Source organism: Microcoleus sp. LAD1_D5, from assembly GCF_036702115.1.
Classification (GTDB): Bacteria; Cyanobacteriota; Cyanobacteriia; order Cyanobacteriales; family Microcoleaceae; genus Microcoleus.
In genome coordinates this window covers 1-22,973 of record NZ_JAUBSA010000026.1, presented here as the reverse complement: position 1 = coordinate 22,973, position 22,973 = coordinate 1, and the positions used below count along the sequence as shown (strand labels likewise).

Sequence of the window (22,973 nt, the reverse complement as noted above, 5' to 3'; positions counted from 1 at the left end):
ATTAATGAATCAGTCGGGAGAAAGAGGATGTTATCAGAATATTTCAATAAATTAAGAAATATAAGAACACTAAAGACATTGAGAGGAGAAACGACAGATGGTAGCTACCTTAGAAGATACCAAGCGCCAAGCGATCGCGATGAAATTAGCAGACATGAAAGCGCTGCAAAACCTGTTGATCGCCAACGAGCAATTGTTCATCAATTCCTGCAACGACTCCGAACTGGCTGATCGCTTCCGCCATATGCTTGAGGACGATCGCAAAAACATGGGCGTATTAGAAACTACGATCGTGCAATACGGCATTCAAGCCGAACCCAAAGAAACCAGCACAAAAATGATTGAAGAAGTTCAGAAACTTATGGAAGGTTCTGAACTCACCATGTTTGAAAAAGTCGCCCAGCACGAACTGCTCAAACACAAACAAACAATGGCTGGCTTATTAATTCATAAAGCCGCCCAAGTAGTTGGCGCCGACATCGAAGCCGCCATTACCCCGCTCAACACAGTTAACTTTGAAAACCGCGCTCACCAAGAACAACTCAAAGGAGTTTTAGAAGTCTTAGGAGTGCGCGAACTGACCGGCAAAGACCCCGATCAAGGCGTTTGGGCCCGCGTACAAGATGCAATGGCAGCTATGACCGGCATCATCGGCGGTGCAGTTACCCGCACCAAAGATGAGATGAACATCACCGAAATCCTCACCATGGATCACCGCAAAGTCGATACCCTCTTTATGGAAATCGAAAAAACCGACGATCCTCAAAAACTGCAAGAATTCTTCGGGCAACTTTACAAAGACCTCAGCGTTCACGCAGAAGCCGAAGAACAAATAGTTTATCCAGCAATTCGCAGCTACTACACCGATACTCAAGAACTGTACGACGAGCAAGCAGCAATGAAGCAAATGCTCGCCCAAATTAAGGCTCTCAACCCCAGTTCTTCTGATTTTAAAGCCCAAATCAAACAGCTCCAAACAGCGGTTCAGGATCACGTGAAAGAAGAAGAAAACGATATGTTACCTCAAATTCGCCGCAACCTGAGCGAAGCACAAATGGAACAAATGGCTACTCAATTCAAAGCAGCCAAAAGCACCATGCAGCAAGAAATGGCTAACATGAGCTAATTCAGCAGCGAGCTAATTGTAGCTCTAGCAAAACTAGAGAGTAGCTAAACTGCAACCTATCAATCCCGCTACGTGGGTAGCGGGATTACTGTTTTTTTGAAAGACTATTTTAAAAAATAAATATATTATTTGTAGGGGCGGGTTTCACGAAAGATATTTCGGGTAATTCATAATATAAATAAACCCGCCCCCGAGTTGTGGAGGGCGGGTTTATTTATATTATGAATTTCATCAAAGGTTTCCGGTAAAACCGGCCCCTACGAGCATTGGAAACAAGAAGATTTTAGCCATTAATCACAGAGCCGCCGTTGGGATGCAAAATTTGACCCGTCATGTAAGACGAATCTTTTGAAGCTAAAAACACGTAACTGGGGGCAACTTCATCGGGTTGACCGGCGCGTCCCAAGGCTGTGTCTGCACCAAATTTCTCCACTTTTTCTTCAGGGAAAGTCGAGGGAATTAGAGGCGTCCAAATCGGGCCGGGAGCTACTCCGTTGACGCGAATTCCTTTCTCAGCTAAACTTTGAGACAAAGAGCGGGTAAAGGCAACAATTGCTCCTTTTGTGGAGGAGTAATCTAATAATTGTTGATTGCCTTTGTAAGCGGTGACAGAGGTAGTGTTGATAATTGCACTTCCTTCTTTGAGGTGTTTGAGAGCGGCTTTTGTGAGGTAAAACATTGAGAAAATGTTGGTGCGGAAGGTGCGCTCTAATTGTTCGGCGGTGATGTCTTCAATGCTTTCTTGGGGATGCTGTTCGGCGGCGTTGTTGACGAGGATGTCGAGGCTACCAAATTCTTTAACTGTTTGTTCTACAAGGTTTTGACAGACGTTTTCGTCGCCGATGTCGCCGGCGATCGCAATACAGCGCTGGCCTTGTTGTTCGATCGCCTCTTTGGTCTTTTTGGCATCATCATCTTCGTTAAGATAGCTGATGACCACGTTAGCGCCTTCTTTGGCAAAGGCGATCGCCACTGCACGCCCGATACCGCTGTCTCCGCCAGTAATTAAGGCTACTTTGTCCCGCAATTTGTCGCTACCGCGATAGCCCTCCGCGAAGGATTGGGGTTGCGGGGTCATTTGCGATTCAATACCGGGTTGCTGTTCTTGATGTTGAGCCGGATTGGTTTGTTGTTGAGTTGGCATAACATATTCCTCTAGGTTATACCTCTATAAATAAAGGTTTTCTGGAACTAGGGAATCGCTCTTTTTGCCGATCGCGCTCTACGACTAAAGACAGTAATTAAAGAGATAAATAAACCCGTCAGCCGAACCCATGATTGTGGGGGGCTGGTTTATATAAATTGTGAGTTTTCCTCAAAGATTGTCGATAAAATCCGTCCCTACGAGCATCGGGATATATTTGTTGTAGAGGCGGGTTTCACGAAAAATATTTGCGGTAATTAAAGAAATCCATAAACCCGCCCCGCGAGCCTCTAATTATTGTCACAACAGCAAAAAGCACGCCAAAACATGATTTGACGTGCAGTTTAAACAAGCTAGTGGCTAATTGATGAGTCTCAAACTAAAGACCCAACTTAAGATTAAAGCAGCGAAGGCGTAGGCTTAGGAGGAACGACGAACAATGATTTATCGAGACCATTCTCTTCAAAAAATATTGCCATCAGGGAATTCGCCGAGTTTCGCAAATCGTTGGGGTTAAAGGTGCTAACACCAGTCTCAGTCTTAGAAGCGAGCAAGCGATCATCATCGGCGGTGCTGGCCTGTACCAGAGCCGCCGCTGAACGCTCGGGGTTATTCAGCGGATCATTATCGTTGGGGATGCTAGAAGCAGTTACCACACCCGTGCCACCAGTCAGCGGATCGATGCTCATAATCGTTAGCTCTGGCGTCACAGACGCATTCGGTCCCGGCACCGTTAAAGGAACAGGGTTGGGCCCGGTCGGAATCGGGAACGGGTTGGGAACGCCCGGAGCGTTGAAAACTTCCAATAGCGAATAGGTGCCCGGAGCTAAATTGGTGAACAGGGCAATACCATTCGCATCAGTAAATACCAGAGGCTCGGTAGCAGGATCGTAGAGCCGGTTGTTATTCAAATCCAAGGTGAACGGGATGCCCTCCAAAGGAGGCTCGCCCTCATCTCGAATGCCGTTGCGGTTGTCGTCGCGGAACTTCTCAACTGGCTCGTTAAAGCTAAGGTTCTGAGGGATCTGGTTGTTGCCTACCAAAGCACAAGTAAACGTTTGGTTTGCGCCCAGTACGATGTCCAGTGGTTGAGTAGTTTGGAAAGAATTCGGAGGCGTGACTTCCCGGACTCGGTAAATACCGGGGGTCAAATTGCCAAACTCCCAGCGGCCGAACTGATCGCTGACGCTAGTGGTTTCTTCCGCATCGAGGGCGTCGTTACCGTTGCTGTCGAGGTAGATTGTGACCCCTGCGATCGGCGTTTCAAAGCCGTCTCGGTAGCCGTTGCCGTTCACATCTTGGAATTTGCACCCAGTGATCCGGCTGTTGGGGGTGTTGCCAAAGACGACGTTGGCATCTTGAGTGCTGAGGTCGAACTGCACCCGATCCGGAGTAGTAGGACTAAAACCCGCCTGCGCGACTTCCCGAACCACATAATTGCCTGGTTCCAGGTTGGTGAAAGCGGCGCGTCCGTTGGCGTCAGTTACTATCGACTGTTCCCCTGTGTCGAGGGCGCCGTTGTCGTTGGCATCAATGTAAGCCGTGACGCCGGCAATGCCCCCTTCCTCTGGAGTGTTGCCCGGTTCGTAACGACCGTTAGCGTTCTTATCGTTGTATTTGAAGATTGTGATGTTGGGGCGCGTATTCCCGACTGCACCGCTGCCTGGATTTACCGGAATCGAGGTGAAGAAGACTGCCGGTTCCGGGTTGAGCGGCGGGAACGGGGGCGGAAAGTTCGCCGAAACGACGCGCTGGCCACCGGGAACTGTTGCATCTGCCACTAGGAAAGGCAGCGTTCCCTGCTGTCGCGATTGGGGCCCGGGGGCTGTGACTTCTACCGGGTTCTGGGTAGTTGGAATTGGCGGCTGGTTGGCTATGAAGGTTTCAAAGGTTTCCAATACTGAGTAGCTGCCAGCCTTCAAATCTCTGAAGGTAGCCCTACCATCAGCGCCAGTGAACAACTGCGGTTCGCCCGTGTCTGTTCGGCCGTTCCGGTTCACATCGATGATGAACGGGATGCCCGAGAGAGGAATTTCCCCTGCGTCTTGTATGCCGTTGGCGTTGTCGTCCCGGAATTTGAAGATCGGGATTTCGTACAGGGGAGTGTTGCCGACTTGAGCGCAGGCCCAGATTTCGCCCTGGCCGAGGTTAACGTCAAGCAGGGGGGTGCTACCGGGGGGGGTGCTTTGGGGAAAATCTCTTTCTAACGGTTCAGTGCCCGGCCCGTTGGCTCGCTCTTCCCGAATCCGGTACAGCCCTGGCTGCAAATTGGTGAATCGGAACTCGCCGTTTCTATCAGTTAAGGTACTGGTGTCCCCTTGATCTAGCTCACCGTTGTTGTTGGCATCGATATAGATTCTGACGTTTTGCATCGAGGGTTCACTCCCGTCTCGAAAGCCGTCGTTGTCTACGTCGAGGAATTTGCAGCCAATAATCTCACCACCGGGCGGGATCGGACCATTGCCGAACAACACTGTGGCATTAGTGCCCGTAAGGTTGACGACAACTGGGTTAGGAGTTGTCGGGTTCAAATTGGGTGGCGGAATTTCCCTAACTGTATAGGTGCCTGGAAGCAAGCCTGGAAATACGAAGTTTCCGGTGGCGTTTGTCAACGTCGAGGGTTCACCTGGCTCGACAGTGCCGTTGTTATTGGTGTCAATAAAGATTTGGACGTTGGAGATTGGCGGCTCGCCTGCATCTCGAATGCCGTTGAGGTTGTTGTCGCGGAATTTGGTACCCTGGATACCCGCAGGAGCGTTGCCAAAATTGATGGTTGGCGGTAGCACTACTGGGGGTAATACAGGAGTTACCTGACTAGCCTTTATGTCTGTCATGATTTTCTTTTCCTTCACACCTAAATCTACGTAAGCTACAGGCTACTGTATCACTTTGTCAATCAGCAGTTAGCTGCTGCTAGCGACTGACGATCGCTACTCAATCATACATACGTCTACGTTGCTCGAAGGTTCCTCATCTAACATCAGGCTTACTCCAGCTTTGTCGCACGAGATTATATCAGGTTTTGAATAGCTGTGGCAATTTGAGCGCAATATCTTCAAGATTTGCGCCCGGAGTTCTTCTGCCCGTGGACACTTGCTGTTTAGAGCTGGAACAACGTTAAGATTCACTGCACCTCGGTGACTTGAGCGACCGGGCCACGAGGGCGATCGCACTTGGGGAATTGTCTGATAATTCCTAAAAACAGGTATGATACTGTCTCTGAATCTTGCTCCTCATATACAAGCCAGCTTTGGGCTTCCCGGAACTCTGGCTTGGCTTTGGAGGTTGCCAACAATAGGGTATCACGCGATCGCCCTTTAACCTCTTCCTGATTTTTATCTGTGGTTTGGGATGCGGGGCGATCGAGCTTTGTGTCACCCTACATAACCGAGAAATCTCTCGCGCCCATCGGCACCAACGAGTGAGCGATCGCCCCATTCATTATTTAATTCATTTGTCTTGACAAAATTACTAATTTGTGCATTAGGCTCCAGACCGACATTCTGTTGCCCAAAGTTAGGAATATTGCCTAAATTCGTAAAAAATCCATCACTCAAAAAATTACTAATTTGATCACTATCATGACCCTGGCTCAAAAGCAAGCGATCGGTCCCCATATTGCCCGCAGGTTCGCCCGCATAGCTGCTGCCATCCGTCAGCGGGTCGCCCTTCAAGGATTTAGCTGACCTACCCTCAGCCCCTCCCGTCAGAAAATCGATGCTGCTAGCCTGAATCTCTGCCGAGACAACAACCACCGCAGGCGGAGTCGTTTGAATGAAACCGGGCGGCGGAACTTCCCTGACAACATAACTACCTACAGGAACGTTACGGAAACTGTAATTGCCCTGCAGATCGCTGAAGGTACTCGCTTCACCCGGATCTAAACTGCTGTTATTGTTGAGGTCGATATAAATTTGAGTGTTGGCGATCGGCGGTTCCCCGGCATCGAGGATGCCGTTGGCGTTAAAATCGTTAAATTTCACACCGCTGATCGTGCCAGTCACCAACACGTTGCCAAAGCTGAGATTAGTGGCATTTGTGCCATTGCCCACGGTGATCGGAGTCGGATTGGGCGTAGTTTGTCGAAAACCGGGCTGCGGGACTTCCCTCGCCACATAAGTGCCTTGGGGCAAATTGATAAAAGAGAAATTACCTTCGGGGTTTGTTAAAGTCGCAGGTTCGCCCGGATCTAAACTGCCGTTGTTGTTGAAATCAAGGTAAATCGGCCAGTTGGCAACTCTCGGTTCCGTCGGTTCGTTGATGCCGTTAGCGTTGAGGTCGTTGAACTTGAAGCCGCTGATGCTGCCAGTGAGTAAATTGTTGCCGAAATTGACGGCGACAGCGTTGGTATTGCCGGTAATGTCGATCGGGCCTGGATTTGGCGTAGTCTGTACCCATCCCGGTTGCTGGACTTCCCTCACCAAATACCGGCCAGGAGAAACATTGGCAAAAGTGTAGTTGCCTTGCGGGTTTGTGATGGTGTTGGGTTCGCCCGGGTCAACGCTGCCGTTGCCGTTGAGGTCGAGGTAAATTTGCCAGTTGGTCAGAGGGGGGTCTGTCGCGTCTCGGACGCTGTTGGCATTCAGGTCGTTGAACTTGACACCGCTGATGCTGCCGACAAAAAAGACATTGCCAAAATTGATGTTGTTGACAGTGGCGTTGGAAGTAACGTTAACCGGGCCGGGGTCAGGCGTGGTTTGGAGAAAACCCGGTTGCTGGACTTCTCTCACCAAATATGTATCGGCGGGAATATTGACAAAAGCGTAATTGCCTTCAACATTTGTAAAAGTAAAAGGTTCGTCGCCGTCTAGCCTGTTATTGCGGTTGAGGTCGAGGTAGATTTGCCAGTTAGCTAGCCCTTGTTCCCCGGGATCTCGGCTGCTGTTGTTGTTGATGTCGTTGAATTTTGTGCCTGCGATCGTCCCTGCGTTAAAGTTGTTGCCAAAATTGATATTGTCAGTGTTTGTGCCACTGGTAATCGTGATGGGTGCGGGATTTGGGGTAGTTTGGCGAAAGTTCGGCTGCTGGACTTCCCTAACTTGGTAAGTTCCCGGGGGCAGGTTGGCGAAGATGTAGTTGCCTTGCGGGTTTGTGAGGGTGGAAGGTTCGTTAAATTCTGGCTGGCCGTTGTTGTTGAGGTCGAGGTAGATTTGCCAGTTGGGAATGGGAACTTCTCCCGGATCAGGGAGGCCGTTGGCGTTGAAGTCGTTGTATTTGGTGCCGCTGATGCTGCCGACTTGGAAGTTCCCGATGTTGACGTTGCCGATGTCTATTTGGCTGGCGGTTCTGGTGCTGGATTCGGACATGGTGTTGCTGGGGCCCAATGAACGCGGTTCAATGTTTTCTGTAGGGCAATCTAGCAGTTTTTTTGCCAATTGCAGCTATTTCAGGGGATAAATTATTTTTAGGAAAGGGAAGGGGAGAATAGTTGTGAGTTTTGAGTTAACTGGTTCGCAGGCATAGCCAGGGAATCAGTTAATGCCTTAGCCCAATTCCCTATGCCGAAATTCCCAATTTTTTCCAGATTTGATGTACGATCGCTACCAGTTTTGCAGAGGTCGAATTCCCAATGTCCCAAAACTTGACAGCAAGCTGGAATGACGCCCGCGAGGTTCCAAGTTTGCTCTTCGGCTGGAGTTTGTGCGGTTTATTGGCAATAGGCTCGATCGCCCCGACTCCTGCTGCGGCACAGCTACCTACCTCCCAACAGAGTAACAGCAACAGCCCGATCGCTCAAACAGGTGCGATCGTCCGCCCCGCAATCAAATTGGGCAGCCGCGGCTCGGAAGTGATCGAACTCCAAGCTGCTCTTCAATTGTTGGGCTTTTATACTGGCACTGTAGACGGGATTTTCTCACAAAGCACCGCTAGAGCTGTGTCTCAGTTCCAGGAAGCAGCAGGCCTGCCTCCAGACGCAATAGTCGGTCAAGATACTTGGAACCGGCTGTTTCCTGCGACTCCGAGTGCGATCGAAAACCCGATCGCCAACGATCCTACAACTACCGACAACTCAGAGATTAGCCCCGAAGCGCAGCCAACCAATTTTCCAGTTTTAAGAAGACGAATGCGGGGGGCGGCAGTCAGAGATTTGCAAGAGCGGCTGCGGGCCAAGGGATTTTTACGCGTGAGTGCTGACGGCGTATTCGGCCCGGAAACTCAAGCTGCTGTCAAGGCGGCTCAGCGACAATATCAACTGCCAGCAGACGGCATAGTCGGCCGTGCTACTTGGGAAGCTCTGCTGCGTTGACAGCAAGCGAAAAGTGCCGGGTGTGCACGTTGCGGTATCGGGCGATCGTACAAATTGTTAATAATCCCTTTTGGAAGTATTTCTTCACATCAAAAAGTGTCAAGTTTGGTAAACAAAGTGTTTTTATGCGCGCAGTTGGTGTTAACTTAAAAACAGGAGGGGCAAAACCAAGAAGCACAAAAAACTTGGATAAAAAATTTGGAATTAGAGTATTTGTCCCGCTCGGCTCTAGTCCGCAGGCAACGCCTGAACCGTGTAGCTTATTAGCAAAGAAAGGTTGACATTGCGCTCGATATTTGTTAGATAGCTTGAGGCTATTGCATGAATCAAAAGTTGCGATCGCACAATCAAACACAGAAGTCTGAATAGACTCCGCTGATAGCTAGCTCGTCCGCAGAGTAGTTGCAAAAAAGTCCACCTTAGTTGTAGTTTGCTGAAACTCAGCAGAGCTAAAAACCCACTTGAATCAACTTAATTTACAAACTTTTTAGGGTCTGGCATCCGATATGCTAGGCCCTAAAATTTTGAAATTTTGAAGTAGCAAGCAGTCTTTGGCTGTTAACACTCAACAGTCAATCGATTTTAGATTTTAGATTTTAGATTAAAGAAGTGAAGCATTGACCCCACGGATAAATTCGGGGGGCAAGTTTCATCGGATACAGGTTTTTTATTTCTGGACGGATGAATCCGGGGGCTTGTATCCTGGATTCTTTCGGTCATTAGTTAACATTCAACAGTTAACAGTTAATAGTCAACAGTTAACTAATGACTAATGACCATTTCATTTAATTTCTTCAATTCGAGCATTCAAACCGTTAGCGCTGAGCATTTGTAGCAATTCCTCAGCTTTTTCGCGTTCCCGAAAAGCACCGGCTTGCATCACCGGTCGTCCGCTGGCAAAACTGCGAAAGGCACCGGGAACGAGGGATTGCATTTTTTGTCGATCGTCCGGGCTGTCGGTATCCACCACAACTCGATAGCGCAAACCCAAAGCAGACGGTAGATCGAATGACGGCGAATTATCCGCGGCATCGGGCAAAGAATTCCCCCCTAAAGGTGCAGGTACATAACCGCCCCTTCCGATAGGAATGTTGCGGCCCGGAACCGGCAATCTACCCTCGGAAGAAACCGAACTCGAACTATCAAAATTGGGAGGAATAATTGGTTGCTGTACCGAAATTTCCGAAACCGATCGATAATTCGGATCGGGCACAGGAATTGCGATCGCCCCTGGGACTACCGATGAAGCAGCGGCATTCCTCGGAGAAAGCTCTTGCTGCAACTGAGCGCTTGGCGGTGTCGAGCGATTTTGCACCGGTCGCCTGGAAACCGGCGCAGGTGGCGAAATTGGCGCTCTTTCCACTCTGGGACTTAGCCGCCCGGGAGTGTAAGCAGGGAGAGAAGTTTCTGGGCCGCCGATGCTGGGAGGTCGATCGGTCGTTAGCTGCAAAGCACTTCCTCCAATTGGCCCAGGGGTAAAAGTTCCCGCCACGTCAACCGATCCCGTCGTCCGGCTGCTCAACAATTGATTGCCGTAGGCTGGGATTACTTGACCTTTGGCCGCATTGTTGACATCGTACTGACCGTTGTTGCGAATGACATTACCCCCCGGTTCGGTTGCAGTTCCCAAATCCGGCAGAGCTCTCGATATCGCCACAATTCCGTCCCGCCGGTTACTCTCGATATAATTGTTACGCAGCACCGGCCTAGCATCAGCTTGCACCACCACGCCATCTTTATTGCGAGTAATTTTATTACCGATCAGCAGAGGCGAAGCGTTCTGCGCTACATTCACCCCAAATCCCGTGTTTTCAAACACATTATCTCGAACTTCCGGCTGGGAACTGCCAAAAATCGTAATGCCGTTAGCTCCATTTTTCGAGAAAACATTCCCGCCAATCGTCGGCCTGGAAGTACCCACTACTGAAATGCCGTCGTGAGTGCTGCCAGAAAAAGTATTGTTGACAACTGTCGGAGAACTCGATTCGATCCACAAAGCGTAACCGCGATAGTTGGTATTAGTCACCGTCACCCCGCTGAGTCCCGCCCCATCTGCGCCTAAAATCGCAATATTTTGACCCGCCGAAGTCGGACTGATAAAGTATCCTCCGCCTTTGATGACAATATTCTGACCGCGAGTGTTGGGATTTCCCTGAACTGTCACGCTGGGCCTAAGCATTAATGGAAATTTTTCGCCGGTTTGCTCGCTGTAAGTACCGGGCGCTAGCAAAATCGCTGTTTTGGGCGGGGCGACGCTTAAGGCGTAGGTAAGGGTTTTAAACGGAGCTTGATCGCTGCCGTTGCCCCCCGTGTCGCTGCCCCCGATCGAGCTGACGTAAAGTATGTTAATGTCGCTCTCCAGGGTCTGAGAAAGTAGCTGCTCTCCGGGTATCCCGGCAGCGATAACTGACGGTTGAGGGTTGCAAAAGGCGGTCATCGCAAAGACGAGCAGAAGGCAAGAACTCAAACAAGATTTTTGCGATCGATTTTCTTTGCACTCGCTATATTGAGAATTTAGGAGCATAAATAAACCCCACTGATTTGCGATCCGAGTTCCGCTTCCTGAGTTCGGTGTCGGGTTTTCGCGATCGAACTTTGATTTCACCCGCCTGCTGGGGTTTTCTTCTGTTAATCTTTTGTGTTGTTCTGCTAACCTCACGGCTCTCCTCCGAAGTGTGGTATGCAGTTTAACGATTCCACTCTCATCAAGTTTGATCTATTATGCTTTGTTTTCATCAAATTCAATAAAACTTAAAAAATTGTCGAATTTACATCGGTTTATGCCAAAATTAAGCCGCTTGCTTTGCCACAATCTTGACGGCGTGGGAGAATATAGCGGTTTGACTGGTAAAATTAATTATAATTAGGGTGGTTCTGAATGACCGACAAACAAAACAGAACTTTACCGGCACAGCCAGCCCTCTGCCGGATTTTAGATGCAAATTTAGATCGATCGCGCGAAGGGTTGAGAATTATTGAAGAATGGTGCAGGTTTGGTCTCAACAACGCCGATTTAGCTGGCGAGTGCAAGCAACTGCGTCAAGAATTGGCTGCTTGGCACGTCGCAGAATTGCGAAGTGCTAGGGATACGCCGGCTGATCCGGGTACGGAGTTGACTCACCCGCAGGAAGAGCAGCGTTCGAGCATTCAGCAGCTACTGGAGGCGAATTTCTGCCGGGTGGAAGAAGCTCTGCGGGTACTCGAAGAGTATGGCAAAATTTACGATCGGAATATGGGCGCGGCTTTTAAGCAGATGCGCTATCGGGTTTATACTCTCGAAAGCAATTTGCTGGCTTATCGGCGCTACCAGCAGTTACTTCGATCGCAGTTATACCTTGTAACTTCGCCGAGAGACAACTTGTTGGGAGTCGTGGAAGCTGCTTTGCAAGGGGGACTGACTTTGGTGCAGTACCGCGACAAAAGCTCAGACGACGGGGTAAAACTGGCTAATGCGCGCCAGCTTTGCGAACTTTGTCACCGCTACGATGCTTTGCTGATTGTGAACGATCGCGTGGATTTTGCGATCGCAGCGGATGCCGACGGCGTACACTTAGGACAGGGAGATTTGCCTGTGGCGGAAGCGCGCAAGTTGCTGGGCCCGGGACGCATCATCGGTTGTTCGACTACGAATGGCGAGGAAATGCAGCGAGCTATTGATGCGGGAGCCGACTACATTGGAGTTGGGCCGGTTTACCACACTCCTACTAAACCTGATAAACACGCGGCAGGTTTGGACTATGTGCGGTATGCTGCTGATAAGTCGCCGATTCCGTGGTTTGCGATCGGCGGAATTGATATCAACAACCTCGATGAAGTATTGAATGCCGGATCTCAAAGGGTTGCCATAGTACGCGCGATTATGGAAGCAGAACAGCCTACTTTAGTCACGCAGTTTTTCATCTCGCAGTTGATTCGGATGGAGAATCTGAAAGCTCAGAAAGCTTTGCACGGGAAAAGCTAGGTTTATTTGCGATTCGTAGGGCGGGTTTAGCACAGGAAGTCTGTGCATAAAATATAATTTTGTTACCAAACCCGCCCTGAAAACTGATATTTTACTTATGATAAATCAAATTGCGCTGCAAGTTAACGGAGAAACCCGCAATTGTGCGATCGACACACCGTTACCAAATTTACTAGAACAATTGGGATTAAACCCGCGCTTGGTGGCTGTGGAGTACAACGGGGAAATTCTGCACAAACAATTTTGGGAATCTACACATATGCAAGAGGGCGACATATTAGAAGTTGTCACAATTGTCGGAGGAGGCTAGCCACAAATTGGTGGCAAATTAAGCCTTAAATTTTCACCAATGGGCAGAACCTAGGAATGTCGCTTGCACTCAAGTCTAGATCCCACTCAATCCCCCTTAATAAGGGGGACTTTGAGAAGAATTTTGTCTCCCTAAATCCCGTTAATTAAGAGGGACTTTGAGAAGAATTTTGTCCCCCTAAAGCCCGTTAATTAAGAGGGACTTTGAGAAAAATCTTGTCCCCCCCTTATTAAGGGGGGCTAGGGGGGATCGAGACTTTGAGACAAACAAAAGAGACTTAATGAACGTCGCAAAATATCGCAATTAAACTGCGACAGCTTCAGCCACTGGTTCAGCCACAGGTGCTGCTACAACAGGATAAATGCTGACTTTCTTGCGAGTTTTGCCTTTTCTTTCAAAAGTCACCACACCGTCAATCATGGCAAACAGAGTATCATCTCTGCCGATACCTACATTGTTACCAGGGTGAAATTTGGTGCCGCGTTGACGGATCAAAATGTTGCCAGCTCTGACAACTTGACCGCCGTACTTTTTGACACCCAGACGCTGAGAATTAGAGTCGCGTCCGTTACGTGTACTGCCTGTACCTTTCTTGTGGGCCATAATATCCTCAACTGTATTTACTATTTTTTATTCTGAATCAGTTTCGGCGGTTTGGGGAGTTTCCACAACTGCTGCAGTTAAGTCTCTGGCGGCTAAGACTGTACCGTTGACGCTGATGGAGTCAATCATAAAGCGAGTTGTTTCTTGACGGTGCCCTTTTTTCTTCCGAGTTTTCTTTTTCGGCTTCATCTTGTAGACGAGGACTTTGCGGCCCCGGAAATGCCGGAGAACCGTTCCTTCTACAGTGGCATTTTCTAGTAGAGGCTGGCCGATATGAACCTCGCCTTCGTGCTGGATGAGAAATACTTTGTCTATGGTGACTTTGGATTCAGCTTCGACGTGAAGCAGTTCGATGTCGTAGAAGCGGCCTGGTTCTACCCGAAATTGTTTGCCGCCGGTTTCAATGATTGCGTAAGTCATGGGATGGTTGTTGAGATTGCCGTACAGGTAGCTGATGAGTCATTGGTCATTAGTCGTTGTGGACTTTTGACTGCTGACTGCTCTCCAGCTTTTGGAATGTCTTAACCTGATCCGAGCCGGATTTAGACAGACAATCTACTATTATTGCTGATTGTTGTAGTTTTGTCAAGGTAAAAGAGACTTAATCTTTTCTAATTGTTAGTTTGAGAACAGATTTGTGGCGACGAACTACGGAATGCTTACAGAGTTAAATGTAGATTTTCTCAGATTCTCTCTTGTGAAACAGGGCAGGTAAAAATGGCAAATCGCATCGGGAAATTCTTCAATACTGATATCAAAGAACTGTTTTCCGCCGAAGCAGCGGAGGGAATCGGAGAAGCTGGGAAAACAGCCGCCGAATTGGCAAAAATGTTCAAAGAACAAGGGCTGGACAATAGCAACTTGCTGCTAGAGGTTTTGAACTCTCCCTTAGCTCAAGTTGTGGGAACTGGATTGCCATTTGTCGGGATTGCGGCGAAAATGCTGGCGTTTTTTATTGAAAAAGCTCACCAGCAGCCGACTTTAGCTGAGTGCATTTTCCTCGTCAGTCAGGCGGCTTATCTGGAAAGTTTTAAGGATTTTCTTGAAGAAGACGCAAGTCTGTTAAATCGCATCGGGCAAACTCCGGTTTCCGATAAAGTTAAGCAGTTGCTTAAAAAATTGGCAGATTGGGAATTGAGCGATAAAGCAGCCAAAGAAACTGTTACTTGCTTCCGCGATTCGATGTTAGCCACGGAATTTAACCTAGTGCTATCAGAGCGGCTACAACAAGCCGGACTGAATGCCGATGAAGCTCAAATTTTGACAAAGAGAGTTGCTGCTAATACTGGCCGCTATTTAATCGAAGCTTGGGCAGTTTCCGGCGAGGCCATGAAACATCTTGGACAGCCTTCTTTCAGCGAATGGCGGAAGGATCAGGAGCAATATCACAGCATTGACAACTACCTGCAAGAACAGATTGCCTCTCTACCGCTAGAATCGGTATTTAAAGAAAAATTTTCATTCAAAGATATCTACGTGCCTCTGAAAGCAAAGCCAATTGATAAAAATGGCAAGCTCATAAATGATGCAGAAGCTTTCGATTTAGAAACTTGGGCAAAAGACTTGCTTGAGAATGAAAACAAACAAAATCGGGTAATGTTTGTCGAAGCTGGGCCCGGACGCGGAAAAAGCGTTTTTTGTCGGGTGTTTGCTGACTGGGTGGGGCAAAATTTGCATCCAGTTTGGACGCCCGTGTTAATTCGACTGCGATATATTCCTAAATTGCACAATAGTTTTCGAGAAACGCTAAAAGATGCAGTTACTGCGGGTTTTGCTAGCGATGACGGCTGGTTGACGGATCGAAACACGCGATATTTGTTTTTCTTGGATGGCTTTGACGAGTTGCTGATGGAGGGGAGAAGCAACGGGGGTTTAGAGCAATTTCTCAAGCAAGTAGGGAAATTTCAGGAGAACTGCGCTCAGAGTTCGGAAATGAGACACCGGGTTTTGATTACTGGCAGAACTTTAGCTTTGCAAGCTATTGAAAGGCAACTGCCAGAGAACTTGGAGCGAGTCGAAATTCAGGTAATGGATGACGGACTACAGCAACAGTGGTTGAGCAAGTGGGAAGACCAATTTGGGGCAGAAAAAACCTCAGCTTTTCAGCAGTTTTTAGAAGATGAATGTTGTCCAGAGAATGTAAAATCCGAACTGTCGCGAGAGCCACTCTTGCTTTATCTGTTAGCGGCGATGCACCGGGACAAAACGTTGAAAGTTGAGAATTTTCAAGGAACTAACAGCACTCAAGCAAAAATTTTGATTTACAACAAAACTGTGAATTGGGTACTCACAGAGCAGCGGTCTGATAAGCTCAATCGCGATTTGACAGAATTGGAAACAGAGGATTTGCGGCGCATCCTTACAGAAGCAGGGTTGTGCGTGGTGCAGTCGGGAGGGGAATGCGCTTCTGTAGCGATGATTGAGGAACGATTGAAAGCACATGACTCAGCTAAAAAATTTCTTGAGGAAGCACAAAAACGGATTGATAATCCTCTGAGAAATGCTTTGGCGGTTTTTTATCTTCAGCAAGGCAGTAAAGAAGGTTCTGTGGAGTTTGTACACAAGAGTTTTGGTGAATTTCTGTGTGCGGAACGATTGAAAGAAAGTCTGGAAGAGTGGACGGAACCGGGAAAGAAAGGTAGAGGATTTAATACTCAAGACTCTCAGATGGACTGGGAAATTTATGATTTGTTGGGTTATGGGCCGCTGACGGGAGAAATTGTGGAATATTTGATGGGGTTGTTAACAACTCCGGCTGTTGCAGGGGAGGAAAATCAGTTTCGTCTTGTGGAGTTATTCCTGCGTCTGGAAGATTTTTATCTGCGGTGGTGCGATGGGGAATTTATTGATATGCTGCCGGAAAGTTTGCCTCAGAAGAAGATGCGCCTACTGCGAGATCAATTGAAAACCCAAGATTTGGGACAGCGACAAATAGATATTTATGCTGGTTTGAATGTGATGATTTTGCTGTTGGAGTTGCACCGTTACGGTCAGCAGAGAGATGAATTAAAAGACAAAATAATGTTTTATCCTTATGGGGAACCTAATGCTGAAGGTAAAGTTGAGGATGCAAGTCGGTTGTTGCGTCTCATCCGTTATAGCTGTTGTGTTGGGGATTTTGGCTTTATCCAAACTGTTGGGAGATTCCTAAGTGGTGCAAACCTCAGAGGCGCAAACCTTCGCGGGGCAAACCTCAGAGGCGCAAACCTCAGCGGCGCAAACCTCAGCGACGCAAACCTCATCGGCGCAAACCTCATCGGCGCAAACCTCAGTGACGCAAAGCTCAGTGGCGCAAACCTCAGCGGCGCAGACCTCTGTCGCGCAAACCTCAGTGACGCAAACCTCAGTGACGCAAACCTCAGTCGCGCAAACCTCAGCGGCGCAAACCTTAGTGGCGCAAACCTCATTGGCCCAAAGCTCAGCCGCGTAAGCCTCAGCGGTGCAAATCTTAGTGGCGCAAACCTTAGTGGCGCAAATCTCATCGACGCATACTTCAGCCGCGTAAACCTCAGTGGCGCAAACCTCATTGCCGCAAAGCTTATAGGCGCAAAGCTTAGCCGTGTTAACCTCAGCGGCGCAAACCTCAGCGGCGCAAACCTAGGCGGCGCAAAGCTCAGCGGCGCAAAGCTCAGTGGCGCAAAGCTCAGTGGCGCAAAGCTCAGTGGCGCAAAGCTCAGCGACGCAAACCTCAGCGATGGCACTTTTGGAGATATCGAATGGGATGAAAATACAAAGTGGGAGAATGTTCTAGGTTTGGATACAGCCGTTAATGTTCCAGAAGCGTTAAGGCAACAGCTAGGAATGCAGTAGAAACATTTTTCCAGGCTTGGCGTATCATTTTTATGAACAGGCTTTCCGGCCTGTTCCACAAAGAGTGAATTTTCTTGTGGGGTGGGCCCTCCTAGTCCGCGCCCGAAAGACCGATCGACATACGAAGGTCGATCGACCTTATTCTATCCAAAAGGTCGATCGGACTGGATTCAAGCAGCCACAGAACATTTGCGCGATCGCAACAATTCCAAAGCCTGCTGTTTCACCCTACCTTCCATAACCTCTTTTTGCAAATTAATAAAAGCCTCAAAATCTTCTAAACCGTACTTAGTCATCTGCAACTGCTGTCGCAACTGTTCTTCGGCCTCAACCGTTAAATAACCTGTTGCCAAAGCTTTTCTGACAATTTTACTGATTAAAGTCATAGTAGATTCACCCTGAATACACCTACGTTAAAACACTGAAGTTTTGTCAACCGACTAACTCAGCTTTTAGTTTGTTTCATAATTACCCTTAAAATAGGTTAAATCTACCTTAAGGTCTATGTAAATAAAGTTATTTTTGATACATTGATGAAACTGTAGCAATTTTAAATGTAGAGTGCGATTAAAGTGGTATATTTAGTTTTTCTCGGACAACATTATCCTTCAACTACGTTAAATCTACCTTAAGGCATAATTTAAACATAGCGATTTGTGACATTGGAAATTGTTGTATGGATTTTAAATGTAGAGTGCGCTTAAATTGGTATATTTAGTTTCTGTCTAACAACAGCCTCCATTCTCTGACAGCAAAAGGAGGAACCAGCAATTCTGTTTCTTTTTGATTTTTCACAGGAAAACTCAACAGCAAAGGTCGATTACTTTCCAATTGTGTAATTATTGATTGGAAGTCGTATTCTCCGACATTAATTGGCAAACCCGACTCGTTCCAAATATCATTAGCCTTGCCAATTTCGCGCTTGCCAGCCGCAACTTTCAGAGGAACAGGATGCTGCAATTCTGTTCCGGGAAATCCTACTAATCTCAGATTTAAAGACTTTACTACTCCCGACTTTACTCGCTTGTACAAAACAACTTGCCATGCTTTATCGTCTGTATCGCGCAGGCTTTGTACGGATCGGAACATTACTGTCTCAGCAGTTTCTGGATATTTGTGAATCGAGGCGAAAGCGGGCAGGCTAACCGCTAAGATTAGATACAAGCACAAGCTAATGACAGTTAAAGTTCTACGCCAACAATAATGTTTTTTCAACTTGCAATACCTCCGATAATTTACAGTTCTTCAGCCAACAATAGAAAAAAACAGGTTTGTATTGAGATTCTGAAGGGATGAAGAATAGAAGACAAGCAGCAGGCAGGTTTTGTATAAAGATTATTCATTGATGACCAAGTTAGGCGCTAAACCTGCCCCTACATTACACCTCGCCTTGGTTTCCTGAAGTTAAACGCTAAACCGGGTCTTACAATGTAGATATTCTGGTTTATTTCCAATCGGTTTCGGCTTGGGATAGCACGTAAGCTGAAACATCGATAATTTGTTGTGCCGACAAACGATCTTTGTAAGCGGGCATAATACCTTTACCGTTGGTTACTAAGTTGGAAATGTTGGCTATGGAATCCATGCCGTATTTTTTCAAAGCTTTTTGTTTCAAGTTTTTGCCGCGCCTGATAATGTTGCTGCCGTTGATGTGACAACCCGCACAGTTGGCGCTGAAAACTTCGGCTGCGGTTGTGGGGTTTGTAGCTGTATCTGCGAGGGCGATTTGGGAATTAGTGGCGATTTCTACAAATGCCAGTGTCAGTATCAATAGAAAGGCGGTGAGAATTTTTTTTAAGTTTTTTAGCGACATCATTTATTTGCAACTTGAAAAATAGTGCGGGATTTAATGATATCACTAAATAGGCAATCTGGGGTTAACTCAGCGATTTATTCTTCCCAATCGAATGTGCGGGAAACTGCTTTTTTCCAAAAGCGATATTTTTGTTCGCGAAGTGCGATCGGCATTTTCGGTTCCCAAGTACAATCCACCGCCCAATTGTCCCGCAATTCTGCTAGCTGACTCCAAAAACCTACCGCCAAACCGGCCGCATAAGCTGCGCCGAGTGCAGTAGTTTCTGCTACCACAGGCCGCACCACAGGCACTCCCAAAACATCGCTCTGAAACTGCATCAGCGTGTGATTTCCCACCATTCCTCCGTCTACTTTTAGAGACAAAAGCTGCACAGCAGAATCCTCATTCATCGCCTCCAATACTTCTCGCGTTTGCCACGCTGTAGCTTCCAATGCTGCGCGGGCAATGTGTGCCTTAGTCACGTAGCGAGTTAAACCTGCAATTACTCCCCGCGCGTTGTCTTTCCAATAGGGCGCGTAGAGGCCAGAAAAAGCCGGGACAACGTAAACTCCGCCGCTATCTTCGACTGTATTTGCTAATGTTTCTACTTCCGCAGATGTGTTGATGATGCCCAAATTGTCCCGCAGCCACTGCACTAAAGCTCCGGCGAGCGCAATACTGCCTTCCAAAGCATACACAGCGGGCGATTCCCCCATCTTGTAGGCGACTGTTGTTAGTAACCCGTTTTTTGAAGGGACGATCGCCTCACCGGTATTCAGCAGCATAAAACAGCCCGTACCGTAAGTATTTTTCGCCTCCCCCGGACTGAAACAAGTTTGCCCGACAAGGGCGGCCTGCTGATCGCCCAAAGCAGCAGCAATCGGAACACCTGCAAGCAATCCTTTTGCAGTTCCAAAAACTTGACTCGAAGGGCGAATTTCTGGCAGCATCTGGCGGGGAATTGTCATTATTTCCAAAGTTTCGGCATCCCAATCAAGGGTTTGCAAATCCATCAGCATCGTGCGGCTGGCGTTGGTAACATCGGTAATGTGCGCGCCGCCAGTCAGGTGCCAAATCAGAAAAGTATCGACATTGCCAAAAATCGCATCCCCTTGATTTGCAGCTTCGCGCAATCCTGGAATATTGTCCAGCATCCACTTAATTTTCGGCCCGCTGAAATAAGTTGTCAGCGGCAAACCGCATCGTGCTCGAAATCGATCTTTGCCCTCAACTTCAGCTAATTGATCGCAAATAAAGCGAGTGCGGGTATCTTGCCAAACAATCGCATTACCGTAAGGTTTGCCAGTTTTTCTGTCCCAAACAATTGTAGTTTCGCGCTGGTTGGTAATACCGAGTGCAGCAATATCTTTGGGATCGATATTGCCGATTTCGAGGGCATTTTTAATCACGCTTTGGGTGCGCTGCCAAATTTCATCGGGATTGTGTTCAACCCATCCTGGTTGGGGATAGATTTGCTGGTGTTCTTGTTGGTTGCGGCAAATTATCTGTCCCTGGCGATCGAATACGATAAATCGGGTGCTGGTGGTTCCTTGGTCGATCGCTGCTATGTATTTTTTTGCCACTTGTCTAAAATATTTTTAGTAATGAGGTCTTTAAGGTATATGATACTATATCTAGAAGTCAAATTAATGTCAAAAACTTTAGCTTAGGGAACTCCACAAGTTGAAACTGGCAGATTTGCTGAGGCTCGATCGCACAATTAAGGTTATTGGCTTTGACGACGCTCCTTTTTCTCGTACAAGCGGCAGTCTGGTGTCGATCGCGGGCATAGTCTGCGGGGGAACTCGATTTGAAGGAATGGTGTGGGGACAAGTCCTCCCAGACGGATTAGATGCCACGGATGCTATTTCTGGGCTACTCCTCGGAGGCAAATTTCTGCCGCAATTGCATCTCGTTTTGCTAGACGGAATTGCTTTCGGTGGCTTCAATATTATTGACCTTTCCGAGTTAGCATTGCGGCTGCAAATTCCTTGCGTTGCTGTCATGCGTCGCCAACCTGATTTAGCTGCTGTTGAAAAAGCCCTCGGTCATTTACCAGACTCGGAATACCGTTTAGAATTGTTGCGCCGCGCTGGTAAAATTCACGCTTTTGAACCTTTCTTTTTTCAAGTTTGCGGCGAAAAACCCGAAGTAATTGCGCTGGTGCTTCAGCGTTTGACAGACACTGGGAAAGTTCCTGAAGCTTTGCGTTTGGCTCATTTGATTGGTGCGGCGGTAATTAATGGAGTTAGCAGCAGTTCTGCTTGAATTCTTGTTAAGAACGGGCAAGATGCCCGTTCCACAAAGACTAACTAAATTTTATTGGGGTGGGCATTCTGGCAGCCCATGAAAGGTTTATTGACAAGGGTGCAATATCTCTGTTTGTACTCACTTACTTACACAATCTCGCCGTCAATTTCACCGAATTCGATTTTAGTTCCCAACGCCAAAGTCAGGGTACTTTCAGATTCTACCATTTTTATATCGCCTTGAATGTCTGTAGCCCACCAAGCGCGATCGCACAAATTGGTCAATCCTAACGAAAGCTCGTTTCTCGATCGAGAAGTGACTATAGCTACAAGACCGTTAGATGCTGCGGCTGTTAAACTCGGTATGTCAGAGGTGAATAGTTGAGTTCCCGCACTCAGAGGAATAACTCGACTGCCTAATTTCAGGGAAAATTGGCTGCTGGTAAAATAATCTGCTGCGGATTTGGGTGATATAATACTAGGCGGAACCTGAGCCGAAGTTGCAGCAGGCAAGTCAGAGTTTCCTACTGTAATTGTACAGTTGCCGATTTTCTTTTGGTCGCCCGATCGCAAATAACTCACTGCCCCGCTATCAACATTCTCGCAAACAATTTGACCTGCTTCCAATTGAAACCGCATGGCCAAGGGCGAAACATTAGGAATGCAGATAATAGACAAATTTTCATCACTGCCAAAAGTTATCGGTTCCGAACCCAGAGTGAGAGTGCGATTTGCTCCGGTATCGTAACTAATTACCAGCCAAGCTTTGTTGAACAAAGTTTCAGCTACAACTAGCATGATTCCAATCCAAAAACCGATCGCAGCACAGCCAGCTAAACGGCCTGCTGTACCGGATAAATTGTAAGCAAACAGAATAAACAAACAGCCGCCCAAAACTCCTCCAACACCGCCGCCTCCCATGCCGCGAAGCGCTCCCAAATTAGGAATCCGCTGTGCAAGTCCCAGTCCTAACAAACTGCCAGCTATTCCCCAGCAAATTACTCGCAATAATTCGTTGTTTCCGTCGCCAATCCCACTATAAATACCTTCGGCGATCGCCCCAGAAATGGCTCCTGCTATTAAACCAAACAATCCGCCATTTTTTAAAGCCTGTTTAATTTGAGGCTTGCCTTTGATATAGTAATAATAGCCGAACATGATAGCAGTAGCAATACCACCGCCTACCAATCCAAACCAGCGAGCTGTAGAGAATACACTGTCAAAAACAGATTGTGGATTATTGAGCCGCTGCATGAAAGGTTCGGTGATTAGATTGCCGGCGAAACCGCCGACAGCACCGCTAATCCCAAACTGTAAAGCTTTTTTAAGGGCTGATAGATTTCTTTTCACGGCACACCAGATTAAAAGTGAGAGTCAAATTTAGCTACAAGCTCGAAAGTCACCATTTCCGATGATCTGATATCTTGCACCATTATCAAGAACAGGCAAGCTACCTGTTCCACAAACACAAAGAGTGAGTGTTCTTGTGGGTAGTAAGGGTTGGGCAGGAGCCAAGGCGTGTCAACTTAAGCTTTTAGTCCGCCAATCCTCCCGCTCACCCGGCAGTCCGCCAGGGAATGAATTCCACGGGGCTTATAGCGAAAGTCCTCTTTTACAATACTCCGGACAGTTTTTGGAACGAGACTACAAGCTTTACAGCGCAAGGATCATAAATAAAGTCCAATTAAATGCAACGAGCGGGGTGGAGCTGACATTGATTTAATTATC

General features: G+C 47.7%; 18 protein-coding genes. 6 read left to right on the top strand and 12 right to left on the bottom strand.

Features of this window, described 5'->3' with window-relative positions; all coding sequences use genetic code 11:
- Nucleotides 1–97 precede the first annotated feature (97 nt).
- A complete protein-coding gene (locus QUA70_RS13280; protein WP_333332068.1) occupies nt 98–1,126 on the top strand; it encodes a hemerythrin domain-containing protein in 1,029 nt (342 codons plus the stop codon).
- A gap of 283 nt (nt 1,127–1,409) precedes the next feature.
- Here the strand turns inward: QUA70_RS13280 and QUA70_RS13275 are convergent, their stop codons facing one another.
- From QUA70_RS13275 to QUA70_RS13260, 4 genes are all read right to left on the bottom strand, one after another.
- A complete protein-coding gene (locus QUA70_RS13275) occupies nt 1,410–2,270 on the bottom strand; it encodes an SDR family oxidoreductase (protein WP_333344292.1) in 861 nt (286 codons plus the stop codon).
- Nucleotides 2,271–2,668: 398 nt separating this feature from the next.
- Nucleotides 2,669–5,104: an SdrD B-like domain-containing protein gene (locus QUA70_RS13270; RefSeq protein ID WP_333332074.1), complete on the bottom strand. Its 2,436-nt coding sequence runs from the start codon at nt 5,102–5,104 to the stop codon at nt 2,669–2,671.
- 290 nt (nt 5,105–5,394) lie between these two features.
- Complete coding sequence (locus QUA70_RS13265) at nt 5,395–5,562, bottom strand: hypothetical protein (protein WP_333332077.1); 168 nt, start codon at nt 5,560–5,562, stop codon at nt 5,395–5,397.
- Between the two features lie 82 nt (nt 5,563–5,644).
- Nucleotides 5,645–7,576, bottom strand: a complete 1,932-nt coding sequence (locus QUA70_RS13260; RefSeq protein WP_333344290.1) for an SdrD B-like domain-containing protein — start codon at nt 7,574–7,576, stop codon at nt 5,645–5,647.
- 263 nt (nt 7,577–7,839) lie between these two features.
- On the opposite strand from QUA70_RS13260, the gene QUA70_RS13255 reads away from it, so the two are divergent.
- The gene (locus QUA70_RS13255; RefSeq protein WP_333332082.1) at nt 7,840–8,517 is read left to right on the top strand and encodes a peptidoglycan-binding protein; all 678 of its coding nucleotides are present in this window, start codon (nt 7,840–7,842) and stop codon (nt 8,515–8,517) included.
- A 781-nt stretch (nt 8,518–9,298) separates the two neighbouring features.
- Here QUA70_RS13255 and QUA70_RS13250 read toward each other — a convergent pair.
- Complete coding sequence (locus QUA70_RS13250; RefSeq protein ID WP_333332085.1) at nt 9,299–11,176, bottom strand: DUF1565 domain-containing protein; 1,878 nt, start codon at nt 11,174–11,176, stop codon at nt 9,299–9,301.
- A gap of 219 nt (nt 11,177–11,395) precedes the next feature.
- On the opposite strand from QUA70_RS13250, the gene QUA70_RS13245 reads away from it, so the two are divergent.
- Nucleotides 11,396–12,478, top strand: coding sequence for a thiamine phosphate synthase (locus QUA70_RS13245; protein ID WP_333332087.1), 1,083 nt, complete (start codon nt 11,396–11,398; stop codon nt 12,476–12,478).
- A gap of 97 nt (nt 12,479–12,575) precedes the next feature.
- Nucleotides 12,576–12,788, top strand: a complete 213-nt coding sequence (gene thiS, locus QUA70_RS13240) for a sulfur carrier protein ThiS (protein ID WP_333332090.1) — start codon at nt 12,576–12,578, stop codon at nt 12,786–12,788.
- 303 nt (nt 12,789–13,091) lie between these two features.
- Here the strand turns inward: thiS and rpmA are convergent, their stop codons facing one another.
- Both rpmA and rplU read right to left on the bottom strand, forming a co-directional pair.
- Nucleotides 13,092–13,391: a 50S ribosomal protein L27 gene (rpmA, locus tag QUA70_RS13235; protein WP_006634942.1), complete on the bottom strand. Its 300-nt coding sequence runs from the start codon at nt 13,389–13,391 to the stop codon at nt 13,092–13,094.
- 27 nt (nt 13,392–13,418) lie between these two features.
- On the bottom strand, nt 13,419–13,811 hold the full coding sequence (gene rplU / locus QUA70_RS13230; RefSeq protein ID WP_172190164.1) for a 50S ribosomal protein L21: 393 nt from the start codon (nt 13,809–13,811) through the stop codon (nt 13,419–13,421).
- A 297-nt stretch (nt 13,812–14,108) separates the two neighbouring features.
- Here rplU and QUA70_RS13225 point away from each other — a divergent pair, with 297 nt between their 5' ends.
- Entirely contained in the window at nt 14,109–17,201 is a 3,093-nt protein-coding gene (locus tag QUA70_RS13225) for a pentapeptide repeat-containing protein (RefSeq protein ID WP_333344288.1), read from the top strand.
- 170 nt (nt 17,202–17,371) lie between these two features.
- Here QUA70_RS13225 and QUA70_RS13220 read toward each other — a convergent pair whose 3' ends face one another.
- The 4 genes from QUA70_RS13220 to glpK all read right to left on the bottom strand — a co-directional run bounded on the left by QUA70_RS13220 (nt 17,372) and on the right by glpK (nt 20,579).
- Complete coding sequence (locus QUA70_RS13220; RefSeq protein WP_333031954.1) at nt 17,372–17,587, bottom strand: hypothetical protein; 216 nt, start codon at nt 17,585–17,587, stop codon at nt 17,372–17,374.
- Between the two features lie 328 nt (nt 17,588–17,915).
- Nucleotides 17,916–18,416, bottom strand: a complete 501-nt coding sequence (locus QUA70_RS13215) for a DUF3122 domain-containing protein (RefSeq protein ID WP_333410443.1) — start codon at nt 18,414–18,416, stop codon at nt 17,916–17,918.
- A gap of 229 nt (nt 18,417–18,645) precedes the next feature.
- Nucleotides 18,646–19,017 carry a c-type cytochrome gene (locus QUA70_RS13210; protein WP_333334657.1) on the bottom strand — a complete coding sequence of 124 codons (372 nt, stop codon included), beginning with the start codon at nt 19,015–19,017 and terminating at the stop codon, nt 18,646–18,648.
- A gap of 74 nt (nt 19,018–19,091) precedes the next feature.
- Nucleotides 19,092–20,579, bottom strand: coding sequence for a glycerol kinase GlpK (glpK, locus tag QUA70_RS13205; protein ID WP_333334655.1), 1,488 nt, complete (start codon nt 20,577–20,579; stop codon nt 19,092–19,094).
- A 100-nt stretch (nt 20,580–20,679) separates the two neighbouring features.
- On the opposite strand from glpK, the gene QUA70_RS13200 reads away from it, so the two are divergent.
- Complete coding sequence (locus tag QUA70_RS13200; protein ID WP_333334653.1) at nt 20,680–21,264, top strand: endonuclease dU; 585 nt, start codon at nt 20,680–20,682, stop codon at nt 21,262–21,264.
- A gap of 128 nt (nt 21,265–21,392) precedes the next feature.
- On the opposite strand, the gene QUA70_RS13195 is transcribed toward QUA70_RS13200, so the two are convergent.
- On the bottom strand, nt 21,393–22,595 hold the full coding sequence (locus QUA70_RS13195; protein WP_333334650.1) for a hypothetical protein: 1,203 nt from the start codon (nt 22,593–22,595) through the stop codon (nt 21,393–21,395).
- Between the last annotated feature and the right edge of the window lie 378 nt (nt 22,596–22,973).